Annotated in this window: 24 protein-coding genes and 1 pseudogene; 17 read left to right on the plus strand and 8 right to left on the minus strand. The window is 55.9% G+C overall.

Features of this window, described 5'->3' with window-relative positions; all coding sequences use genetic code 11:
- Positions 1-91 precede the first annotated feature (91 nt).
- A pseudogene (locus tag QN377_RS03840) lies at positions 92-244 on the minus strand (OmpA family protein); the annotation flags it as partial.
- Positions 245-401: 157 nt separating this feature from the next.
- Here QN377_RS03840 and QN377_RS03845 point away from each other — a divergent pair.
- The 7 genes from QN377_RS03845 to QN377_RS03875 all read left to right on the plus strand — a co-directional run bounded on the left by QN377_RS03845 (position 402) and on the right by QN377_RS03875 (position 6,779).
- The gene (locus QN377_RS03845; protein ID WP_095019457.1) at positions 402-899 is read left to right on the plus strand and encodes a DUF6231 family protein; all 498 of its coding nucleotides are present in this window, start codon (positions 402-404) and stop codon (positions 897-899) included.
- 4 nt (positions 900-903) lie between these two features.
- Positions 904-1,380: a YchJ family protein gene (locus tag QN377_RS03850; protein ID WP_095019458.1), complete on the plus strand. Its 477-nt coding sequence runs from the start codon at positions 904-906 to the stop codon at positions 1,378-1,380.
- A 22-nt stretch (positions 1,381-1,402) separates the two neighbouring features.
- Positions 1,403-1,888 (plus strand): LEA type 2 family protein, encoded by a 486-nt coding sequence (locus tag QN377_RS03855; RefSeq protein WP_095002968.1) that lies wholly within the window; start codon positions 1,403-1,405, stop codon positions 1,886-1,888.
- A gap of 7 nt (positions 1,889-1,895) precedes the next feature.
- Positions 1,896-2,105 (plus strand): SEC-C metal-binding domain-containing protein, encoded by a 210-nt coding sequence (locus tag QN377_RS03860; protein ID WP_086795965.1) that lies wholly within the window; start codon positions 1,896-1,898, stop codon positions 2,103-2,105.
- A gap of 202 nt (positions 2,106-2,307) precedes the next feature.
- Positions 2,308-2,949, plus strand: coding sequence for a glutathione binding-like protein (locus tag QN377_RS03865; RefSeq protein WP_095002967.1), 642 nt, complete (start codon positions 2,308-2,310; stop codon positions 2,947-2,949).
- Positions 2,950-3,029: 80 nt separating this feature from the next.
- Positions 3,030-5,492: a penicillin acylase family protein gene (locus QN377_RS03870; RefSeq protein ID WP_095019459.1), complete on the plus strand. Its 2,463-nt coding sequence runs from the start codon at positions 3,030-3,032 to the stop codon at positions 5,490-5,492.
- A gap of 165 nt (positions 5,493-5,657) precedes the next feature.
- Positions 5,658-6,779, plus strand: a complete 1,122-nt coding sequence (locus tag QN377_RS03875) for a succinylglutamate desuccinylase/aspartoacylase family protein (protein WP_095019460.1) — start codon at positions 5,658-5,660, stop codon at positions 6,777-6,779.
- 12 nt (positions 6,780-6,791) lie between these two features.
- On the opposite strand, the gene QN377_RS03880 is transcribed toward QN377_RS03875, so the two are convergent.
- Together QN377_RS03880 and dcd are read right to left on the minus strand one after the other, a co-directional pair.
- Positions 6,792-6,998, minus strand: coding sequence for a hypothetical protein (locus QN377_RS03880; RefSeq protein ID WP_095002964.1), 207 nt, complete (start codon positions 6,996-6,998; stop codon positions 6,792-6,794).
- A 93-nt stretch (positions 6,999-7,091) separates the two neighbouring features.
- Positions 7,092-7,658 carry a dCTP deaminase gene (gene dcd, locus QN377_RS03885; protein WP_016779707.1) on the minus strand — a complete coding sequence of 189 codons (567 nt, stop codon included), beginning with the start codon at positions 7,656-7,658 and terminating at the stop codon, positions 7,092-7,094.
- Positions 7,659-8,010: 352 nt separating this feature from the next.
- Here dcd and QN377_RS03890 point away from each other — a divergent pair, with 352 nt between their 5' ends.
- Positions 8,011-8,220 (plus strand): cold-shock protein, encoded by a 210-nt coding sequence (locus QN377_RS03890; RefSeq protein WP_002554837.1) that lies wholly within the window; start codon positions 8,011-8,013, stop codon positions 8,218-8,220.
- Between the two features lie 198 nt (positions 8,221-8,418).
- Here the strand turns inward: QN377_RS03890 and apbC are convergent, their stop codons facing one another.
- On the minus strand, positions 8,419-9,513 hold the full coding sequence (gene apbC / locus QN377_RS03895) for an iron-sulfur cluster carrier protein ApbC (RefSeq protein WP_095002963.1): 1,095 nt from the start codon (positions 9,511-9,513) through the stop codon (positions 8,419-8,421).
- A 181-nt stretch (positions 9,514-9,694) separates the two neighbouring features.
- Here apbC and metG point away from each other — a divergent pair, with 181 nt between their 5' ends.
- The 4 genes from metG (at position 9,695) to QN377_RS03915 (ending at position 13,929) form a co-directional block, all read left to right on the plus strand.
- A complete protein-coding gene (metG, locus tag QN377_RS03900; protein WP_095019461.1) occupies positions 9,695-11,746 on the plus strand; it encodes a methionine--tRNA ligase in 2,052 nt (683 codons plus the stop codon).
- 204 nt (positions 11,747-11,950) lie between these two features.
- Positions 11,951-12,943: an electron transport complex subunit RsxB gene (rsxB, locus tag QN377_RS03905; RefSeq protein WP_095019462.1), complete on the plus strand. Its 993-nt coding sequence runs from the start codon at positions 11,951-11,953 to the stop codon at positions 12,941-12,943.
- Positions 12,944-13,001: 58 nt separating this feature from the next.
- Positions 13,002-13,640 (plus strand): endonuclease III, encoded by a 639-nt coding sequence (gene nth / locus QN377_RS03910; RefSeq protein ID WP_095002960.1) that lies wholly within the window; start codon positions 13,002-13,004, stop codon positions 13,638-13,640.
- Between the two features lie 106 nt (positions 13,641-13,746).
- On the plus strand, positions 13,747-13,929 hold the full coding sequence (locus QN377_RS03915) for a PA3496 family putative envelope integrity protein (protein WP_016779702.1): 183 nt from the start codon (positions 13,747-13,749) through the stop codon (positions 13,927-13,929).
- Positions 13,930-14,014: 85 nt separating this feature from the next.
- Here QN377_RS03915 and QN377_RS03920 read toward each other — a convergent pair whose 3' ends face one another.
- Positions 14,015-14,641, minus strand: coding sequence for a response regulator transcription factor (locus QN377_RS03920; protein WP_322213423.1), 627 nt, complete (start codon positions 14,639-14,641; stop codon positions 14,015-14,017).
- Between the two features lie 992 nt (positions 14,642-15,633).
- On the opposite strand from QN377_RS03920, the gene QN377_RS03925 reads away from it, so the two are divergent.
- Entirely contained in the window at positions 15,634-16,425 is a 792-nt protein-coding gene (locus QN377_RS03925; protein WP_141232529.1) for a hypothetical protein, read from the plus strand.
- 57 nt (positions 16,426-16,482) lie between these two features.
- Here QN377_RS03925 and QN377_RS03930 read toward each other — a convergent pair whose 3' ends face one another.
- Both QN377_RS03930 and QN377_RS03935 read right to left on the minus strand, forming a co-directional pair.
- Complete coding sequence (locus QN377_RS03930; protein WP_016779698.1) at positions 16,483-17,700, minus strand: argininosuccinate synthase; 1,218 nt, start codon at positions 17,698-17,700, stop codon at positions 16,483-16,485.
- A 127-nt stretch (positions 17,701-17,827) separates the two neighbouring features.
- Complete coding sequence (locus QN377_RS03935; RefSeq protein WP_095019464.1) at positions 17,828-18,733, minus strand: flagellar protein MotY; 906 nt, start codon at positions 18,731-18,733, stop codon at positions 17,828-17,830.
- Between the two features lie 155 nt (positions 18,734-18,888).
- Here QN377_RS03935 and pyrC point away from each other — a divergent pair, with 155 nt between their 5' ends.
- Both pyrC and rnt read left to right on the plus strand, forming a co-directional pair.
- Positions 18,889-19,935 carry a dihydroorotase gene (gene pyrC / locus QN377_RS03940; RefSeq protein WP_095001401.1) on the plus strand — a complete coding sequence of 349 codons (1,047 nt, stop codon included), beginning with the start codon at positions 18,889-18,891 and terminating at the stop codon, positions 19,933-19,935.
- The gene (gene rnt / locus QN377_RS03945; protein ID WP_016779695.1) at positions 19,932-20,606 is read left to right on the plus strand and encodes a ribonuclease T; all 675 of its coding nucleotides are present in this window, start codon (positions 19,932-19,934) and stop codon (positions 20,604-20,606) included. Before pyrC ends, rnt begins: the two co-directional genes overlap by 4 nt.
- Before the next feature lie 77 nt (positions 20,607-20,683).
- On the opposite strand, the gene QN377_RS03950 is transcribed toward rnt, so the two are convergent.
- Positions 20,684-21,286 carry a peroxiredoxin gene (locus tag QN377_RS03950; RefSeq protein ID WP_095001402.1) on the minus strand — a complete coding sequence of 201 codons (603 nt, stop codon included), beginning with the start codon at positions 21,284-21,286 and terminating at the stop codon, positions 20,684-20,686.
- Between the two features lie 278 nt (positions 21,287-21,564).
- Between QN377_RS03950 and QN377_RS03955 the strand changes: the two genes are divergently transcribed.
- Both QN377_RS03955 and bfr read left to right on the plus strand, forming a co-directional pair.
- Complete coding sequence (locus QN377_RS03955) at positions 21,565-21,783, plus strand: bacterioferritin-associated ferredoxin (protein ID WP_016779693.1); 219 nt, start codon at positions 21,565-21,567, stop codon at positions 21,781-21,783.
- A 198-nt stretch (positions 21,784-21,981) separates the two neighbouring features.
- Positions 21,982-22,452 carry a bacterioferritin gene (gene bfr / locus QN377_RS03960; protein WP_016779692.1) on the plus strand — a complete coding sequence of 157 codons (471 nt, stop codon included), beginning with the start codon at positions 21,982-21,984 and terminating at the stop codon, positions 22,450-22,452.
- Positions 22,453-22,460 lie beyond the last annotated feature (8 nt).

Raw genomic sequence — 22,460 nt, forward strand, 5'->3', positions numbered from 1 at the left:
CCCCCCCCCCCCCCCCCCCCCCCCCCCCCCCCCCCCCCCCCCCTTTTTTTTTTCACCCACAACCCGGCAACCCCGATGTGTATAAGAGACAGGCCCAGGCCGAGCTTTTTATTGCACCCAAGGCCGCCCCGCCCACACCGCCGACTGCAGCACAGGTGGGCCAGTCAGTTTTTTGCAACCCGGCACAGCCCGTTAATACGCCGGTGAGAACAACCAGAGGTACTGCTGTTCTTATGATGCTCATAAAAGGGTCTCTCATGAGGGTCGGCGTTTGGCCGATGCAAGGCAAAGTAAAGACTGCGCTCAGGGTATGCGCCAGCAAAGTGACAGTAGCGGCAACAGCCCACTAGGCCGCGCGGCTTGCGCAGGCTAGTCTTGGACGCTCTAAGTGAGGACCTTCGATGACGCCCGGTATTTCTACACGTACACCCCAGCAAGCGCTGGCGGCCTTGCTGGATCGTTATGCGCCACAACGCCTGCTCGTGGTCGGGGCCAGCAGTTTCCCGGCACTGGCCGCCTTCGAGGCTGCGCACCCCGGCGCGCAGGTGGCCCGAGCAGCGCCTGGCCCGTTGCCCGAAGACCTGGCAGCGCAACGCTTTGACCTGGCACTGGTGATCGACTGCCTGGAGCACCTGCCCAAAAACAGCGGGCTGCAATTGCTGGGCGGCATTCGCAACCTCAATGCCAGTCGCATTGCCGTGCTGGCGGATCTCACAGCCTGCAATTGGAAAGAAACCGACTTTTACGCCCTTGCTTTACAAAGCAATGAGAGGTTTCAGCGTGACGAGCAAGTCCTGACGCTCTTTACTTACGACTTGCGCGAATACAAACAAGTACCCGACTGGCTAAACGCCAGGTTTTGGGCAAACCCGGAAAACTTTGGCAAGTATTGGTGGTAACCCGATGAGCACATCCATTTGCCCCTGCGGCAGCGGCAACCTGCTGGAAGCCTGCTGCGGGCACTATCATGACGGCCACCCGGCCCCGAGCGCCGAAACCCTGATGCGCTCACGCTACAGCGCCTATGTATTGGGGCTTGTCGACTACCTGGTCAGCACCACCCTGCCTGTGCAGCAAGCCGGGCTGGATCGCCAGTCCATTGCCGACTGGAGCGCGCAGAGCACCTGGCTGGGCTTGACCGTTGAAAGCAGCGAAGTGTTCGGCGGCCAACCGGAACACGCCTTTGTGACCTTTACTGCACGCTGGCACGACGCCAATGGTGAGCACAGCCACCGCGAGCGCTCATCCTTTGTGCAAAGCGCCGGGCACTGGTACTTCATCGACCCCACCGTACCGCTCAAGGTCGGGCGCAACGACGCTTGCCCATGCGCCAGCGGGCTGAAGTTCAAAAAATGCTGTGCCGGTTTTTTCGGTCAATAGGCTGGACTCTGAGGGTTAAACAATGGACGTGCGGGCCCGAACAATAAAAACAATCGCCCTGGCCATGCTGCTGATGGTATCGGGATGCACCTCCTGGTTCGACTCAGGCGACAAGGACCCGGACGTGCATCTGGAAAAAGTCGAACTGGTGCAGGCCAAGCTGCTGGAGCAGCGCTTCAGGCTGCATTTTCGGGTCGACAACCCCAATGACTCGACACTGACCGTACGCGGCCTGAGCTATGCCGTGTATCTGGGCACCATCAAGCTGACCGAAGGTGAGAACGAACACTGGTTCAGCGTGCAACCCAACAGCAGCGCCATGTACGTGATACCGGTGCGTACCAACCTCTGGCCGCAGGTGCGCCCGCTGGTCAATTTGCTTGAAACACCCGACCAGCCCATCCCCTACCGACTCGAGGGCACACTGCAAACCGGGCTGTTCTACGGTTACGACGTGCACCTGACGCGCAAAGGCGAGATAATCCCCGGCGATTTTATTCCAGAGTGATTGAGCAATGACCCAACAACCCCACGTTCATGGCCCCGACTGCAACCACGATCATGATCATGGCCACACCCATGACCACGATCACGGTCATGTACATGGCCCGCATTGCGGCCATGCACCTCAAGAGCCTGTGCGCAACGAGCTGAAAGACGTTGGCCGCAACGATCCCTGCCCGTGCGGCAGCAGCAAGAAATTCAAGAAGTGCCACGGCGCCTGATCCCTCGGGACGCTTTGCAAACGCCGCACAGGATCCAGTGTCCTGTGCGGCGTTTGTGTTTTTGCTTTATGAAAAAGTGCGTCACAAACCATGACCTGCTTTCATCCGACGCGCTTTTGGGGGTAAAACTGACAGCCCACAGTCGATGACCGCCTCTGATGGTCGTCAGGTGCTGGGTGAACATTCCCTTCTGGAGCCCTTCATGATCGATCTTTATTACTGGACCACTCCCAACGGCCACAAAGTCTCATTGTTTCTTGAAGAAGCTGGCCTGCCCTACAAGGTTCATCCGATCAATATCGGCAAGAATGAACAGTTTGCTCCGGACTTTTTGAAGATAGCCCCGAATAACCGCATCCCGGCCATTGTTGATCAGGCACCGGCCGACGGTGGCGAGCCACTGTCCTTGTTCGAGTCCGGCGCGATCCTGCTGTACCTCGCGGAAAAAACCGGGCAATTTTTACCAAAGGACCTGCGCGGCCGGCAAATGGCCCTGCAATGGCTGTTCTGGCAAATGGGTGGCCTGGGGCCAATGGCCGGGCAAAATCATCACTTCAACCGCTTCGCACCGGAAAAAATCCCGTATGCGATCAAACGCTACACCGAAGAGACGGCCCGTTTGTATCGCGTATTGAACAAACAGCTGGAAGGCCGCGAGTTTGTTGCGGGTGACGAATACAGCATCGCCGACATGGCGATTTACCCGTGGATCGTGCCCCATGAATGGCAGGGGCAGAACCTGGATGATTTCCCGGCCCTGAAGGCCTGGTTCCAGCGAGTCAAGGCGCGCCCGGCTACAGAACGTGCCTACGCACTGGTGGATAAAATCAACCCGCCGAAGTAGTGCATATAGCGCTTGCACGGTGTCATCGGCCTCACTAACGTAGCGGCTTTCGATGACACCACCCCCGCAGGAGCTTTGCCATGGCCTCGCCAGCCTTTACTTCTTTACTACCCCGGTTCGGCGTTGCCGCGGCAATGGTCAGCCTGCTGGGCCTGGCCGGTTGCCAGATAAACAACCATGCCACTGAAAGCCTGGTGCCAGCCTCTGGCGTGCAACCGCTCAAGGGCCTTGCGCAGAACGTGTCGGTACGCCGCAACATCCAGGGCATGCCGCTGATCGAAAGCAGCAGCTTCCATGACGCCCTGTTCACCCTGGGTTATGTGCATGCCGGTGACCGAATCAGCCAGATGGTGCGTTTGCGCTTGCTGGCCCAAGGCCGCTTGGCCGAGCTCAACGGCGTTGATGCACTGGAAAGCGACCGGTTGATGCGCACCGTCAATCTGAAAAAGAACGCTGACGAGCTTTATAAAAGCGCTTCACCGCGACTTAAAAAGTTTTTCGAAGTCTACGCTCGCGGAGTCAACGCCTACCTGTTCCGCTACCGCGACAAATTGCCGGCCGATCTGGCGCAGGCCAGCTACAAGGTCGAGTACTGGAAACCCGAGGACTCGGCGCTGATTTTCAGCCTGTTGAACTTCGGCATGTCGGTCAACCTGCAAGAAGAACTCAACGCCCTGGCCCTTACGCAAAAAGTCGGCACCGACAAACTGCCCTGGCTGATGCCAACCTATCCCAACGAAGCCCTGCCCAGCAGCGAAGCCGACAAGCTCAAGGGCCTGGCCCTGGGCAGCCAGTTGCAAGGCTTGAGCGGCGTGTCCCAGGCCCTTGAACAGGTGAAGCAACTGAGCCTGCCAGGTGTCACGGCATCCAGCGACTGGGCCATTGGCCCGCAGCGCAGCCGCAGTGGCAAGAGCCTGCTGGCCAACGATATCCATCAACCCATAGGCGTGCCTTCGGCCTGGAACTACGTGCAGATTCGCGCCCCCAAATACCAGGCTGCCGGGGCAACCATTGCGGGCTTGCCGACCCTGTTTGCCGGGTTCAACGGCAAGGTGGCATGGGGTATGAGCATGGCCATGGGCGACAACCAGGATGTGTTCCTGGAGAAGCTCAAACGCCAGGGCAGCAGCCTGTACTACATGGCGAACGGCAAGTGGCTACCGGCGACGGTGCGCAACGAAACCTTTTTCGTCAAAGGTCAGCGTCCGATTCGCGAAGTGATTTACGAAACCCGCCACGGGCCTTTGCTCAACAGCACCCTGGGCAGCCCCAATGCCCTGAACAGTAGCCTGGGCCTTGCCCTGCAAACCCCGGACTTGCAGGGCGACAAAACCCTCGACGCATTTTTTGACCTGTCCCGTGCCCAGAACAGCGAAAAAGCCTCGGATGCCAGCCGTGAAATCCGCGCTGTGGCGCTGAACCTGCTGTATGCCGACGCCAACCATATCGGCTGGCAAGTGACCGGGCTCTACCCCAACCGCCGTGAAGGCCTTGGCCTGTTCCCGTCGCCGGGCTGGGATGGCCGCTACGATTGGGAAGGTTACGCCGACCCGATGCTGCACCCCTACGACCAGGACCCGACCCAGGGCTGGCTGGGTACCGCCAACCAGCGTACGGCCGCCTATGGCTACGGCATGCAACTGTCCAACTCGTGGCTGTCACCTGAGCGCAGCGAACGCCTTGCGCAACTGGCAGGCAGTGGCAAACAGGACGCCCGCAGCATGATAGCCATGCAGTACGACCAGACCACGCTGTTCGCAGCCAAGCTGAAAACCATGTTCAGCGCCCCCGGCATGGCACAGCCTCTGAAACAGGCGATCGCGGCATTGCCCGCGCCAGAACAGGCCAAAGCCCGTGAAGCTCTTGGCCGGCTGATGGCATTTGACGGCAAGCTCGGCGCCAACTCGGCCGATGCGGCAGTGTACGAACTGTTTTTGCAGGAAAGCACCCGGCAGATCTTCCTGGATGAACTGGGCCCCGAGAACAGCGCCAGCTGGCAGGCATTTGTGGCCAATAGCAACCTGTCTTACCCGGCGGTAGCCGATCACTTGCTGGGCCGCGAAGACAGTCCTTTCTGGGACGATAGCCGCACCACGCAAAAAGAAGACAAACCGGCCATTCTGGCCCGCAGCCTGGCCGGGGCGATCAGCATCGGTGACAGCCTGATGGGCAACGATCACAAAGCATGGCAGTGGGGCAAGCTGCATCAGTACGTATGGCGCAATGCCAACGGCCAGACTGTTCGCGCCCCCGTTATGGCAGGCGGCGATCATACGACCCTCAATACGGCGGCCTACCACCTCGCGGGCGCAAACTTCGAGGTGACGCAGATACCGGCCATGCGCATGATCATCGACTTCGGCCAGGTCGAACCGATGATGGCGCAAAACAGCACCGGGCAATCGAGTAACCCGGCCAGCCCGCACTACACCGACGGTATCGATCCGTGGCTCAAAGGGCAGTACATCAGCTTCCCGATGCAGCCGCAGAACTTCGACAAGACCTACGGCAAGACCCGTCTGACCCTGGTTCCGGGCAAGTAACCGAGAGCCACAGCCTGCCCTCTCATGCACAAAGCCGGGAGAGGGCATATGCTGAGTAAAAGGTGCAATTTTTCATTTGTATGTCGCCCATAATATGCTTCGATTGGGGCGACTGGCACAGCGCTACTGTCTGGCCATCTGAACTTGGCTCACAAGGACGTCTCCATGCAGCGACATCAAATTCATCCTTTGCTGGCACCTGTCCCGGGCACTGAACGGCTTATTCACAGTTTTCATTACGGGCCTGCCCAGCCCCGAGGCAAGATCTATATCCAGGCCTCACTGCATGCGGATGAATTGCCCGGGATGCTGGTCGCCTGGCACCTCAAGCAGCGCCTTGCAGAGCTTGAGGCGGCGGGACGGTTGCTCTTTGAGATAGTCGTGGTACCAGTGGCCAACCCGGCTGGCCTTGAGCAGGTCTTGATGGATATCCCGCTGGGGCGTTACGAGCTGCAAAGCGGGCAGAACTTCAATCGTAACTTCCTGGACCTGAGCACGCAGATTGGTGATGAGCTTGAAGGCCAGCTCAGCGATGATCCCGCACAGAACCTGCAATTAATCCGCCGTCGCTTGCGCGAACTGCTGTCAGCGCAAGTGCCGACAACGCAGTTGCACTCCCAGCGCCTGACCCTGCAAACGCTGGCCTGCGATGCCGATATGGTGCTGGACCTGCACTGCGACTATGAGGCCGTACCCCACCTGTACACCACGCCTGAAGCCTGGCCGCAGGTCGAACCGCTGGCGCGCCACCTCGGCGCTCAAGCCAGCCTGCTGGCAACGGACTCCGGCGGGTTGTCGTTCGATGAGTGCTTCACCCTGCTGTGGTGGCAACTACAGCAGCGTTTCGGTCATTGCTATGCGATTCCCCAGGGCAGCTTTTCCGTAACCCTGGAATTACGCGGCCTGGCAGATGTGAACCACAGCCATGCAGGGCACGACTGCCAGGCGCTGATTGATTATCTGATCGATTTTGGCGCGATTGACGGAGAATCCGTGCCTTTGCCACCCCTTCTCTACCCCGCCACCCCTTTGGCCGGCGTAGAGCCCGTGGCAACACCGGCAGGCGGGCTGCTGGTGTTCAATGCCAGGCCGGGGGAGTATCTGTGCGCTGGCCAGTTGATTGCCGAGATCATTGACCCCATCAGCGACAAGCTCACACCGGTTTACTGCGCCAGCGCAGGTTTGCTGTATGCCCGCTCTCAGCGGCGAATGGCCACCGCAGGCATGGTGATTGCCCACGTGGCAGGCCGCGAAGCCTATCGTAGCGGTTATCTGCTATCGCCTTGAGCCACTACCGGATCAGGCAACCGGCGCAGGCGGAGGCTCGTCAGGCAGCGTTGGCACGCCCGGTTCGGGCTCGATCGGTTGCGGGCTGTCCGGGTCAGGCTGGCCGGGGATGCCACCTGCATGCAGCTGTGGAAAGGCCAGCAGAGACCAGGCCAGCAGCCCGACCTGATTGGGCTCGAGGTTTGCCAGTTGGGCGCGGATACTCGGATCAATCTTCATAAGGCACTCCTGAGCGATGATCCGGCTCGCTGGATGCGTAACCGGAAATACACTCAATAGAGTGCATTTGCGCTCAAGAATTCCCTCTGTTCGTCAGGTGCGAGGCAAGGTCACGCCGCGCTGGCCCTGATACTTGCCGCCACGGTCCTTGTACGACACTTCACACTCTTCGTCAGATTCGAAGAACAGCATTTGTGCCACGCCTTCATTGGCGTAGATCTTGGCCGGCAATGTCGTGGTGTTGGAAAACTCCAGGGTCACATGACCTTCCCACTCGGGCTCAAGTGGCGTCACGTTAACGATGATGCCGCAACGCGCGTAGGTACTTTTACCCAGGCAGATGGTCAGCACATTGCGCGGAATACGGAAGTACTCAACGGTGCGTGCCAGGGCGAAGGAGTTGGGCGGGATGATGCAAACGTCGCTGGTGACATCGACAAAGCTGCCCGCGTCGAAATTTTTTGGATCAACGGTCGCCGAGTTGATATTGGTGAAGACCTTGAACTCGTTTGCGCAACGAACGTCATAGCCGTAGCTCGAAACGCCGTAGGAGATCAGACGGTTCTCGCCTTCTTCACGCACCTGACGCTCGACGAAAGGTTCGATCATGCCGTGCTCTTGCGCCATGCGGCGAATCCACTTGTCTGGTTTGATGCTCATGGCGGGTGTCCTGAATAGCGAGGTAGAAAATTCTGTTGGGCATCTTACCGCCCCCCAAGGCCCTGTTCAAAAATCTGGGGAAAAAATATCGAAATTAGCTTGAGATCCCCTGAATACAGGGTGTGAGGGCAACCGTCAGTCACGTTTTTGGATAATCCTTCGCAAAGACCCTTTGCACGTTCGGAAAAAAGCGTTAAGGTGGCGCCACTGTGTTGCTTGTGTCACTGAGAATCTCTACACGATATGTTGAATTTCGATCCAACCATCTCCAAGAATTTTTCCTGCTCTTTGCACTCAGTCTCGGCCAGGGCTTTTCCTGCGTCGCAGTTATCTTTGTTCAAGGAGTTACACCATGTCTAATCGCCAAACTGGTACCGTTAAGTGGTTCAACGATGAAAAAGGCTTCGGCTTCATCACTCCACAATCCGGTGACGACCTGTTTGTTCACTTCAAAGCAATCCAATCCGACGGCTTCAAAAGCCTGAAAGAAGGCCAACAGGTTTCTTTCATCGCTACTCGCGGTCAGAAAGGCATGCAAGCTGAGGAAGTTCAAGTTATCTAACTTGTACTGATCCAGTAAAAAACCCCGCCCTTAAAAGCGGGGTTTTTTTATGCCCGTAATAAACCCAGGCACGATTTTGTAGTCGCTGAAGAGGCACGAGGCGGCGATGGGCTGCATAGCGGCCCCAATTTCTGAAGGCCCTGGGGGCCTTATCGCAGCCTCGTACCTCGTCAGCGACTACAGGTATTGCATCGCAATTCAGTCGTCAGTGGTCGTAATGGTCGGCATAGCCTGCGAAGCCGCTTCATGCAGGACAATACGCGCACCCACCTGTCGGGCCAGCTCCTGATAGATCAAGGCAACCGGGCTGTTGGGGTCAGCCACCGCTGTTGGCTTGCCATTGTCGGCCTGCTCGCGGATTTCCATCGACAGCGGCAGCGAGGCCAGCACCTCAACGCCATATTGCGTTGCCAGCTTCTCCCCCCCACCCTCACCGAACAGATGCTCTGCGTGACCACAGTTCGAGCAAATGTGTACCGCCATGTTCTCCACGACACCCAGCACCGGAATGTTGACCTTGCGGAACATCTCGACACCCTTGCGTGCATCCAGCAAAGCCAGATCCTGCGGCGTGGTCACAATCACCGACCCGGTCACCGGGACTTTCTGTGCCAGGGTCAGCTGGATATCGCCGGTACCCGGTGGCATATCAATGACCAGGTAATCAAGGTCATTCCAGGCCGTTTGTGTCACCAGCTGCAGCAACGCACCCGACACCATCGGACCGCGCCACACCATCGGCGTGTTGTCGTCAGTCAAAAAGGCCATCGACATGACTTCAACGCCATGGGCTTCGATGGGCACGAACCACTTCTGATCACGAATCTTCGGCCGCGTACCTTCAGCGATGCCAAACATCACGCCCTGGCTCGGACCATAAATATCCGCGTCCAGAATCCCCACCCGCGCACCTTCACGGGCCAGCGCCAGTGCCAGGTTGGCTGCGGTGGTGGACTTGCCGACACCGCCCTTGCCGGAAGCCACGGCCACAATGTTCTTCACATTGGCCAGGCCCGGGATTTGCGCCTGCGCCTTGTGCGCCGCAATCACGCAGTTGATCTCGACCTTGGCCGAGGTCACGCCATCCATGTTTTCGATGGCGGTTTGCAGGATCTGCGCCCAGCCACCCTTGAACAGACCGGCGGCATAACCCAGTTCAAGCTGAACACTGACGCGCTCACCCTGAACCTCTATGTTGCGGATGCATCCGGCACTGACCGGATCCTGATTCAGATAAGGGTCGGTGTATTGGCGAAGGACGGCCTCCACCGCTGCGCGATTAACTGCGCTCATGGGCAACTCCCGTAAAGACTGAGTAAAACAGGCCGCTATCGTACCTGTAATAAACCACCGGCAGCAGGCTTTTGAACCGCACAAAAACAGCACAAACGATCAGATACGCCAGCACGGGGTGAAATATATTGCCCGGCGCTTTATAGTGGCCGACCACCGTCTCATCAAGTAGCCGAGCCCCATGTCCGAGCCACGCAATATCTTAGTCACCAGCGCCCTGCCCTATGCCAATGGTTCAATTCACCTTGGCCATATGCTTGAGTACATCCAGACTGATATGTGGGTGCGCTTCCAGAAACTTCGCGGCAATCAGTGCACTTATGTCTGCGCAGACGATGCCCACGGCTCGGCCATCATGTTGCGCGCCGAGAAAGAAGGCATCACCCCCGAGCAACTGATCGCCAACGTCCAGGCTGAACACAGCGCCGACTTTGCCGAGTTCCTCGTCGATTTCGACAACTTCCACTCGACCCACGCCGAAGAAAACCGTGAGCTGTCGAGTGCGATCTACATCAAGCTGCGCGAAGCCGGGCATATCGCTACCCGCTCGATCACCCAGTACTTCGACCCGGAAAAGAAAATGTTCCTGGCCGACCGCTTCATCAAGGGCACCTGCCCTAAATGCGGCACTGACGATCAGTACGGCGACAACTGCGAAAAATGCGGCGCCACCTACGCGCCAACCGATCTGAAGAATCCCAAGTCCGCCATCTCCGGCGCCACTCCGGTGCTCAAGGATTCCGAGCACTTCTTCTTCAAGCTGCCCGACTTCGATGCCATGCTCAAAAGCTGGACCCGCAGCGGCGCCCTGCAGGATGCTGTAGCCAACAAGATCGCCGAATGGCTGGATACCGGCCTGCAACAGTGGGATATCTCCCGCGATGCGCCGTACTTCGGCTTCGAGATCCCGGACGCGCCAGGCAAGTACTTCTATGTATGGCTGGACGCACCAATCGGCTACATGGCCAGTTTCAAGAACCTCTGCGCCCGCCGTCCAGATCTGGACTTCGACGCGTACTGGGCCAAGGACTCCACCGCCGAGCTGTACCATTTTATCGGCAAGGACATCGTTAACTTCCACGCCCTGTTCTGGCCAGCCATGCTCGAAGGCGCAGGCTATCGCAAGCCTACTGCCATCAACGTTCACGGTTACCTGACCGTCAACGGCCAGAAGATGTCCAAATCCCGCGGCACCTTTATCAAGGCCCGCACCTACCTGGACCACCTGGCACCGGAATACCTGCGCTACTACTACGCCTCCAAGCTGGGTCGCGGGGTTGATGACCTGGACCTGAACCTGGAAGACTTCGTACAGAAGGTCAACTCGGACCTTGTCGGCAAAGTGGTCAATATCGCCAGTCGTTGTGCAGGCTTTATTCACAAGGGTAACGCCGGTGTGATGGTCGAGGGCAATGCTGCTCCCGAACTGACCGAAGCGTTCCTGGCCGCCGCACCCAGCATTGCCGAGGCCTATGAAGCCCGTGACTTCGCCCGTGCCATGCGTGAAATCATGGCGTTGGCCGACCGTGCCAACGCCTGGATCGCTGACAAGGCTCCTTGGGCAATGGCCAAAGTTGAAGGCAAGCAAGCTGAAGTTCAGGCGGTCTGCGCACTGGGCATCAACCTCTTCCGCCAGCTGATCATCTTCCTCAAGCCGGTCCTGCCAGTTTTGGCTGCCGATGCAGAGGCATTCCTGAATGTCGACCCCCTGACCTGGAACGATCACCAGGTGTTGCTGGCCAACCACCAATTGAACGCATTCAAGCCATTGCTGACCCGTATCGACCCGGTCAAGGTCCAGGCCATGACCGATGCTTCGAAAGAAGATCTGGTCGCCAGCCAGACCGACACCGGCAGCGCTGCACCACAGGGCAACGGCGAACTGGTCAAGGAGCCGCTGGCCGCAGAAATCGAGTTCGATACCTTCGCTGCCGTGGACTTGCGCGTCGCGCTGATTCTCAAGGCCGAAGCGGTTGAAGGTGCCGACAAGCTGCTGCGCCTGACCCTGGATATTGGCGACGAGCAACGCAACGTGTTTTCGGGAATCAAGAGCGCCTACCCGAACCCGGCCGAGCTTGAAGGTCGTCTGACCATGATGATCGCCAACCTGAAGCCACGCAAAATGCGCTTTGGCATATCTGAAGGCATGGTGATGGCTGCCGGCCCTGGCGGTGAAGAAATTTACCTGCTCAGCCCGGACAGCGGCGCCAAGCCAGGTCAGCGCATCAAGTAACACTGCCCCTTTGCACCGTCTGGTGGCCTGCAGGCCACCAGACGGTGTTCATCAGTAGCCGCCCCTCCCGTCATGCCGGATAATCAGCCGTCTTTACCGAGCTGAACGATCTTGCACCCACGCTTGACCGTCACGCCCCTATTTATCTCTGCGCATGTTGAGCGTCGCCCAGATGCGACCCGCTGTAGCTGGACTGATCACACCATGAGCCTGATTCAACGTATTGATGCTTTACTGCCGCAAACTCAATGCGGGAAATGCGGCCATCCTGGCTGCAAACCCTATGCGCAAGGTATTGCTCAAGGCGAGGCAATCAACAAGTGCCCGCCTGGCGGTGCCGAAACCATTGCTGCACTGGCCAGCTTGCTCAGGGTTCCCGTACTGCAACTGGATACCGATCGCGGCCAGGCCCCACCGCAAGTGGCCTATATTCGCGAAGCCGAATGCATCGGCTGCACCAAATGCATTCAGGCCTGCCCGATCGATGCCATTCTTGGCGCCGCCAAACTGATGCACAGCGTGATTATCGATGAATGCACCGGTTGCGATCTCTGCGTTGCGCCATGCCCGGTGGACTGCATCGAAATGCACCCGCTGCCTGCCAATGTCATCCCGATTGTCGGCGGCCTCGCTCAGAATGAAGAGCAGTTCAACGCCCGTAACCAGAAACGCGAGCATGCCCGCAAGCGCTTCGAGTCGCGCGACGAACGCCTGCGCCACGAAGAGCTGCACAGGCAAGCTGAACGCCTTGCCCGTGCCCAGCGCCCGCCTGCAGCAACTCTCAGCGGCACGCAAACGGATTTCCCCGGGGCAGCATCAGGCAGCCTCAATGACGCCGCACTTAAAAAAGCCAAGGTCACTCTGGCCATGGCCCGCGCGCAATTGAACAAATCGTTGAAGGCCTTCGGGCATCCGCCAACCGCACAGCAGCAATCTCAGCTGGTTATTCTGCAACAGCAGTTTGAATCCGCGCAGCAGGCACTGGCTCAACTGGAGTCAATGCCCCTGGCCGCCACACCCGCACCGATAGCCAATACTGCCGAACTCAAACGGGCAAAAATCCAGCTGGCCATGCGCCGCGCCGAACTTAAAAAAGCCATGGGCCAAGAGGTGTCCCGCACCGAGCTGACACTTTTGGCTGACGCTGTCACTCAGGCAGAATCCGCACTCAATGCGCTGGATCCGGGCAAGACTTGAAAAAACCATATAAGCGCCCCACCGTTTATCGGACTGCTCTTCAGGAACGTTTTTAACCATGAACGCCGTAAAGCGCCTTGAAATATTTCGCCGGTTTCACGAAGACAACCCTGAACCTAAAACCGAACTGGCCTATTCATCGCCTTTTGAACTGCTTATCGCCGTGATCCTGTCTGCACAGGCCACTGACGTCAGCGTTAACAAGGCAATGGCCAAACTGTTTCCGGTCGCCAACACACCAGAAGCCATCTACGCTCTGGGAGTGGAAGGACTGTCGCACTACATCAAGACCATTGGCCTGTATAACAGCAAGGCCAAGAACGTGATCGAAACCTGCCGTTTATTGATTGAGCGCCATGGCAGCCAGGTCCCACAGACCCGAGAAGAGCTTGAAGCACTGCCCGGGGTAGGTCGTAAAACGGCAAACGTTGTGCTCAATACAGCTTTCCGGCAACTGACAATGGCTGTAGACACCCATATTTTCAGGGTCAGCAACCGAACCGGTATTGCCCCTGGCAAAAACGTGGTGGAGGTCGAAAAAAACCTCATGAAGTACGTACCAAAACCCTACCTGCTGGACGCCCATCACTGGCTTATCCTGCACGGGCGCTACGTGTGCCAGGCGCGCAAGCCTCGGTGCGGCAGTTGTCGCATAGAAGACCTGTGCGATTTCAAGGAAAAAACCTCTGATGATTGAGTGATAGGCGTTCTATGGGCTGATCGATTGAGAAAATCTTTTTTACCCAACGAGCGATTATCGCTATAAGGGGCGCCATTAGCTGTCTTAGCCTGGAGTGAATTGAATGAGCACTGGCAAAGAAGAACTGGAAGTAGAGGAAGATTTCGCAGTCGTCGATTCGGACGAAGTCGTAGAGCCTGTTGTCGAGGTCGCTAAAACCAATCTGGCCAAACGCCGCACCATTGACGCACTGCTGGAAGAAAAACGGCTCAGAAAAGAGCTGGAAGATTATGGATACGACCTGTAATCCCGGAGATACGGCATCAAAAGCCTCCTGTTGTGGAGGCTTTTGCTCAGGGGGCTTGGGGTATTACATCTTCAAGCCCCTCTCTTCACACCAGGCCATTGCGCTGTGCCAGCTCAATCAAATCTACAAGTGAACGGGCATTAAGCTTCAATAAAAGGCGCGTTTTGTAGGTGCTCACCGTTTTATTGCTCAAAAACATGCCATCCGCAATTTCCTTGTTACTCTTTCCACGTGCCAACTGCTGCAACACCATCATTTCTCGCCCAGAAAGGCGATTGACCATATCTGCCTCACTGGCATTCCCCAAGCTTGAACGTACTGAGTGCAAGGCTTGATTCGGGAAATAACTGTAGCCAGACAGTACGGCCTTGATTGCACTCAACAGTTCAGTCAAGTCCTGCTGCTTGCATACATAACCGGCTGCACCGGCTTGCATGCAACGCATGGAAAAGTGACCCGGGGCTTGTGAAGTCAACACCAGCACCTTGATAGGCACTGCCGGTGTGGACAACCGCGCTATAACTTCAAGCCCGTCAAGCCTTGGCATTCCAATATCCAGAATTACGATATCAGGCGCATATTCACGCGTAAGCTGCAAAGCATCCACACCATTATCCGTCTCTGCAATAACCTCGTAGCCATGTCGTTCCATGAGCATACGCACAGCAAGACGAATTACAGGATGATCATCCACGATCAGCACTTTATTCATGGGCCATTCCAATTTATCGCTGTTCGAATTTTCAGAACCAGCACCATAGCCTAGTCGCAACAAACTGGGCATAGCACCCCCTCAAGCATCAACAACCAAAGACATTTCCTACAAATATTGGAGATCAACCCTACAGATATCGCCCATTGAAACGCCCCCCCACACACTTTCGTCACAAGCTGCCAGACATGGGAAGACCGAAACTCAAGAAAGCGCCGAGAATTAAAATAAAAACCCAACATAGAACTGCAACACTTTCACACAGATAACGAAATCGTACCCACTTAAGACACATTCAAAAAACCAGATATAAAACACATTCAAAAATCTGACCAAACAGCCTGACAACTCAACTACATACCCCACCCCCATGGCCTGCCGCCCAAATAAAATGCCCCACCCACATTAAAAACCACAAAAAACACAGTGACAAATCTCAATGTTCATTCAAATTAAATCTACTATTTTTCCAAGGGAAAATATTACAATTTCATGCTTACAGAATCGGACTACAAATCATTAGGAAAACACCTAAAGCATTAAATCACGCTAAAATAACGGCAAGACGTTCGCCCAGGCAAACCCAACCAAGATAAAAATAAATATTCGATAGATACGTTCATCCACCTACAACCCCCTCTCAGACTTATCATTCAAATCAGTCACTGACTAAAAACCTTACACCCTTTACAAAAAACACTTAACGCCCTTTAACAAGGTCCGACCCGATAACGACAGCCCCCTACAAAAACAAACCTCTTATTCAAGAAATCGATAAATTCCGCCAGCCAGGCGCGACACAATCTCATGCAATTGATTTGCGCCTTAAAAAAAACACGACTAATTTTAAAAAGCGCTAGCAACTCCCTGAAGAAAGCGCTGAACCAATCACCCGACTTACATTGACCCTGCACAGATACTCCAAGCTGGCCATACACCGCCAAGAAGCGCCTTCTTCCTTATCATTCCGACTTTTACCAAAAGGCACTTTCATGATAAAAAACACCATAAAAATCAACCACCCACTTACCGTTATCGCTGTTTTTTCAATGCTGACGGAAGCGTCCGCTGCAGTCTCTCTCCCTTATATCGACAGTGAGCATCAAAAAATATACGTATGGTTCCTGATTGTTTTCCCATCACTTTTGATCACGTTGTTTTTCCTGACCTTAAACTTCAATAACAAAACACTTTATACCCCCGCTGACTTATCCAAAGCCGAGAACACTCCGGAAGGGTTCTCTCAGCCGACTGGCCCTTGCCTGAAGCAAGGCAATTCATTTGCAAGCACAAGTACATCCGCACAACTATTTATACCCGCCTGCCCTTCAGGCTCCCCGTACAGCTTATACAGACCCCATAACATCTTCCTTCAAGGCCAAAGAGTCCACCACGTCGACCCTCCCCCGTTTCCACCCCCCGAAAGAGCGCACGCAACATTCTTTGCCAAGAGTCATGCATGGAGAGAGGGCTCAGATTTAAAAACACTTCATCTTATGGACCTGAACTACCTGCACTTGCTCTCCCCTCATAAAGGCACTGCCGAAGAGGTATTACATATCTATTACAAAGCAACCCGCAAATATAAAAACACGCCCCCCAGACATGCTGTACTGCTACTGCTTACCAACCAGCACTCCAGTATTCCTCAGGAAACTATTCGACGGGCCATCGACAACTTCAAACATACGTCATCCATCAACCATACAACCATTATCAGCTACAACACCGACGCACACAGATTCACCCTGCTTAACTCACCCCGCCCCCAAACAAATACCTGAATTGCAGGCAAAAAAAAGCCCCAGCCAATTGGCTGGGGCTTTACCAGGCGAGCTGTATCAGAACAACTTGCGCCCTTTATTTGCAGCAATACGCATGCGCAATGCATTCAACTTGATGAAGCCGGCAGCATCGGCCTGATTGTAAGCACCGCCATCCTCTTCAAAGGTTGCGATGTTGGCATCAAACAACGACTCGTCAGACTTGCGACCGGTAACAATCACGTTGCCTTTGTACAGCTTGAGGCGAACAACACCGTTAACGTGAACCTGCGAAGCATCAATCATCTGTTGCAGCATGATGCGCTCAGGGCTCCACCAGTAGCCGGTGTAGATCAGGCTGGCGTACTTTGGCATCAACTCGTCTTTCAAGTGAGCGACTTCACGATCCAGAGTAATCGACTCAATGGCGCGGTGAGCACGCAACATGATGGTGCCGCCCGGGGTTTCATAGCAACCACGGGACTTCATGCCAACATAACGGTTTTCGACGATATCCAGACGGCCGATACCGTGTTCGCCACCAATGCGGTTCAACGTTGCCAGAACAGTCGCAGGTGTCATCTCAACACCGTCCAGCGCAACGATGTCGCCATTACGGTAGGTCAGTTCCAGGTACTGCGGCTTGTCAGGAGCGTTCTCCGGAGAGACGGTCCACTTCCACATGTCTTCTTCGTGCTCAGTCCAGGTATCTTCGAGCACACCACCTTCGTAGGAGATATGCAGCAAGTTGGCATCCATCGAGTACGGGGATTTTTTCTTGCCGTGACGCTCGATCGGGATTGCATGCTTTTCAGCGTAATCCATCAGCTTTTCACGGGAGAGCAAGTCCCACTCACGCCAAGGAGCAATAACCTTCACCCCTGGCTTCAAGGCATAGGCACCCAGTTCAAAGCGAACCTGGTCGTTACCTTTACCCGTTGCACCGTGGGAAATGGCATCGGCGCCCGTTTCATTGGCGATTTCAATCAGGCGTTTGGCAATCAGCGGACGAGCAATGGATGTACCCAGCAGGTACTCGCCTTCGTAAACGGTGTTGGCGCGGAACATCGGGAAAACGAAGTCACGAACAAACTCTTCGCGCAGGTCATCAATGTAGATTTCCTTGACGCCCATGGCTTGCGCCTTGGCACGTGCAGGTTCGACCTCTTCACCCTGACCCAGGTCAGCGGTAAAGGTTACGACTTCACAGTTATAAGTATCCTGCAGCCACTTCAGGATCACCGAAGTGTCCAGGCCGCCCGAATAAGCCAGAACGACCTTGTTTACGTCCGCCATGCCATCACTCCACGGGTTGTTCGAAAAGCCGAACAGTCTACCGCCCACAGCCATGAATTTACAGAGGCGCGACAGCTTAAGACGACAAAGCGACAGTTTATATCAAAGACGCGACGAGACCGCTGCTTCAGGAAATAGCCGCTGGATTGCTGGGACCTACAGATGGCGCAGCTTTTTCAGGCACAGGGAGCCGTTCCAGGCGGACGCTTACCCGGCGATTTTTCGCCCGGTTTACCCGACTGGTATTCGCCGCCAAGGGGTATTGCTCACCATGAAATCGCACCGTGATCTGCGACTCCTGCAGGCCGTTCTGCTTGAAATACTCCATTACCGCCAATGCCCGGCGGCGCGACAGCTCACGATTGGTCAAGCGATTGCCCTGATTATCGGAATAACCGTCGAGGATGACGTGATTGACTGTAGGGTCTGCCTTCAAGTATTCGACCATGACTTGCAAGTTGACCCGGGCCACCGCGTCCAGTTCGGTCCCCCCGCCAGGGAAACCGATCTGGCTTTGTCTGACCTGCTCAAAGTTTTTCGGTAAAAGCTTTGCGGTACAGGCCTCGTAGTCGCCGTAAGCCTGGCGAAACCTGACAGGGAGCAGGCGTACTTCCGAGACATTGCCCTCACGAGAATAATGCCTTATCAAGGGGCTGCGCCCCTCAATCAAGCCTCGAAACAAGTTGGCGGCCTGCGCCTGGGAACTGTTGAAAAGCACCTGCCCACGGCCAATACGCACCGAGCCCAGGTCAATATCACCACGGCCCGGTTGCCAGGGCGCAGCGGCGGCCAACAGCTTGGCAGAGCCCTCGCTCAACATTGAGTTGTAGGCATTAAGACGAAATACAGCCTGTTCTCCTGCACGCCTTACAAAAGCACCCGAACCAAAATCGGTAATCGGCTGAATCAGACGGCATTCGAATTTGTCACCTTCCACTTTCCACTCGATATTCTCCAGCCGCGTCTGAAAAGTCAGAGCCATGGCTGGCAGGCTGGCAAACATACTGAGCAGGATGAAATAACGCTGGCGCACGGGAGGCTCCACAGGCTTGTACGGCAAAAAAACAGGCCACAGATTTACGGCATGCTCATCAGATATCGGTCAGCAATCACAAAACTTGATAGCGAGTGCCTGCCAGAGTCTTTTCCGGTAGCATTCACCTCAGTTCGACCCGCCTGGAATCCCCAATGTCTGACCGCCTGACCCTGCTGCGTCCCGACGACTGGCATATACATCTTCGCGATGGTGCTGTGTTGCCTCACACTGTCGCGGATGTAGCGCGCACTTTTGGCCGCGCCATCATCATGCCCAACCTGGTACCCCCGGTGCGCAATGCCGCCGAGGCCGACGCCTATCGCCAGCGCATCCTGGCTGCACGCCCCGCTGGCAGCCGCTTCGAGCCGCTGATGGTGCTGTACCTCACCGATCGTACCCAGCCAGAAGACATTCGCACGGCCAAGGCCAGCGGATTCGTCCATGCAGCCAAGCTGTATCCGGCCGGGGCAACGACCAACTCCGACTCCGGTGTAACCAGTATCGACGCGATCTTCCCGGTTCTGGAAGTCATGGCCGAAGTCGGCATGCCTTTGCTGATCCACGGTGAAGTCACCCGAGCCGGCGTAGACGTGTTTGACCGCGAAAAGATCTTCATCGACGAGCATATGCGCCGCGTCGTAGATCGTTTCCCGACGCTGAAAGTCGTGTTTGAGCACATCACCACCGCCGACGCGGTGCAGTTCGTCAACGAGGCTTCGGCCAACGTCGGCGCAACCATTACCGCTCATCACCTGCTGTACAACCGCAATCACATGCTGGTTGGCGGCATTCGCCCGCACTTTTATTGCCTGCCGATCCTCAAGCGCAACACCCATCAGGAAGCCCTGCTGGATGCGGCCACCAGCGGCAGCGAGAAGTTTTTCCTGGGCACTGACTCGGCACCTCACGCCCAGCACGCCAAGGAAGCGGCGTGCGGTTGCGCCGGGTGTTATACCGCCTATGCGGCCATCGAGATGTACGCCGAAGCGTTCGAACAGCGCAATGCGCTCGACAAGCTGGAAGCCTTTGCCAGCCTTAACGGCCCGCGCTTCTACGGCTTGCCCGCCAGCAACGAACAGATCACCCTGGTTCGCCAGGAGTGGACCGCCCCAACCAGCCTGCCTTTCGGCGAGCTGACCGTAATTCCGCTGCGCGCCGGTGAAACACTGCGCTGGCGCCTGCTGGAGGAACAGCTGTGAGTGACGACCATTATGATGACGAACACGAAGGCGGCCATGGCGGCGGTCCACGCCACCCGATGGCAGAGCGCTTTCGCGGTTATCTGCCGGTCGTAATCGATGTTGAAACCGGCGGTTTCAACAGTGCTACTGATGCATTGCTGGAAATTGCTGCCGTAACGATCGGCATGGACGAAAGAGGCTTTGTGTTCCCCGAACACACCTATTTCCACCGTGTCGAGCCGTTTGAAGGCGCCAATATCGAAGCCGCTGCACTGGAATTCACCGGTATCAAGCTCGATCACCCACTGCGCATGGCCGTCAGTGAAGAGACAGCCCTGACCGATATCTTCCGCGGTGTGCGCAAGGCCCTGAAGGCCAATGGCTGCAAACGCGCCATTCTGGTGGGGCATAACAGCAGCTTCGACCTGGGCTTCCTCAACGCCGCTGTCGCGCGCCTGGACATGAAGCGCAACCCTTTCCACCCGTTCTCGAGCTTTGACACCGCGACCCTTGCTGGCCTGGCCTATGGCCAGACCGTCCTGGCAAAAGCCTGCCAGGCCGCCGACATCGACTTTGATGGGCGTGAAGCACACTCGGCCCGTTACGACACCGAGAAAACCGCCGAGTTGTTCTGTGGCATCGTAAACAGCTGGAAACAAATGGGCGGCTGGAAAGACTTCAACGACTGATCCTGTCGTAAAGGCTTACAGCGCACCATAAAAAAACCGGACACTGGGTCCGGTTTTTTTATGCCTGAAACTGACGATTACAGCTGGTCAGCATTTTCAGTCAGGTAAGCCGCAACACCTGCAGTCGAAGCGGTCATGCCCTTGTCGCCTTTTTTCCAGTTGGCCGGGCAAACTTCGCCGTGCTCTTCGTGGAATTGCAGGGCGTCAACCAGACGCAGCAGCTCGTCCATGTTGCGGCCCAGTGGCAGGTCGTTGACGATCTGCGAGCGCACAACGCCTTTGTCGTCGATCAGGAACGCGCCGCGCAGAGCCACGCCGCCTTCGGTTTCAACGTCGTAGGCCTTGCAGATGGCGTGATTGATGTCGGCAGCCATGGTGTATTTCACCTGGCCGATGCCGCCATTGTTCACTGGCGTGTTGCGCCATGCGTTGTGGGTGAAATGGGAGTCAATGGACACCGCAACCACTTCAACATTGCGCGCCTGGAACTCAGGAATACGGTGATCCAGTGCGATCAGCTCGGACGGGCATACGAAAGTGAAGTCCAGTGGGTAGAAGAACACCAGGCCATATTTGCCTTTGATGGCGGAGGACAGCGTGAAGCTGTCAACGATTTCGCCAGTGCCAAGTACGGCGGCGACGGTGAAGTCAGGGGCTTGTTTGCCTACGAGTACGCTCATTGGATATCTCCTGGTGTGCAGCGTGAAAAACAGAACCTGATTGGGCAGCCGTTGAAAACGACGCCAGGCAATCAGCTCCCGGGTAAAAAGACCGGTCATCATACACCGCTCGTCGGAACTGGCAGGCACCCTTTTTCACCCGCCCGAAAGCGCTCAAAAGAACCGTTCGTCAGCACAGTGCCTGAGACCCTCAATTGAGACTCAAGGTACTTTGACAATCATTCTCGTTAACATTAAGATCCTTGGCATTGAATCCCAACCAGCGATGGTTCTTATTTATGTACGTTTGCCTTTGCACTGGCGTCACCGATGGAAAAATCCGCGACGCAATCTACGACGGTTGCTGCAGTTACCGTGAAGTGCGTGAAGCGACAGGTGTTGCCAGCCAATGTGGCAAATGTGCCTGTCTGGCCAAGCAAGTGGTTCGCGAAACCCTTTCCTCGCTGCAAGCCAGCCAGGCTGTCATGAGTTTCCCGGCAGAATTTTCAGTCGCCTGATTAACCAATTCCAAAGAACCGGACATAGCGTCCGGTTTTTTTATGCCCAGAATTCAAGTGCTTAGGCCCAAGACGCGGAACACAAACATTCTTATTCCGATTAATTTTCATTTATTATTCAAATACTTAGGTTTGACAGTCTGCAAGGTGCGGATCAAACTCTGCCCTATATACAGTTAATTAAGGCAGGCCCCAGCCATGAAAGGCGACATTTCGGTTATTCAGCACCTCAACAAAATTCTCGGCAACGAACTGGTCGCAATCAACCAATACTTCCTGCATGCACGCATGTATCAGGATTGGGGCCTGGAGAAGTTGGGCGCGCATGAGTACCACGAGTCCATCGACGAGATGAAACACGCGGACAAACTGATTAAACGCATCCTGTTCCTGGAAGGCCTGCCAAACGTACAGGACTTGGGCAAGCTGCATATCGGCGAGCACACCAAGGAAATGCTGGAGTGTGACCTGCGCATCGAGAAGACTGGCCACGCCGACCTCAAGGCCGCCATTGCCCATTGTGAAGTAGTTGGTGACTTTGGCAGCCGGGAAATGCTCGAAGATATTCTTGAGTCGGAAGAAGAACATATCGACTGGCTGGAAACTCAGTTGGGCCTGATCGACAAAGTGGGTATTGAGAATTACCTGCAATCGCAAATGGGTGAGTAACTAACACC

Source organism: Pseudomonas sp. CCC4.1 (assembly GCF_035019225.1).
GTDB classification, from domain to species: domain Bacteria; phylum Pseudomonadota; class Gammaproteobacteria; order Pseudomonadales; family Pseudomonadaceae; genus Aquipseudomonas; species Aquipseudomonas bubulae.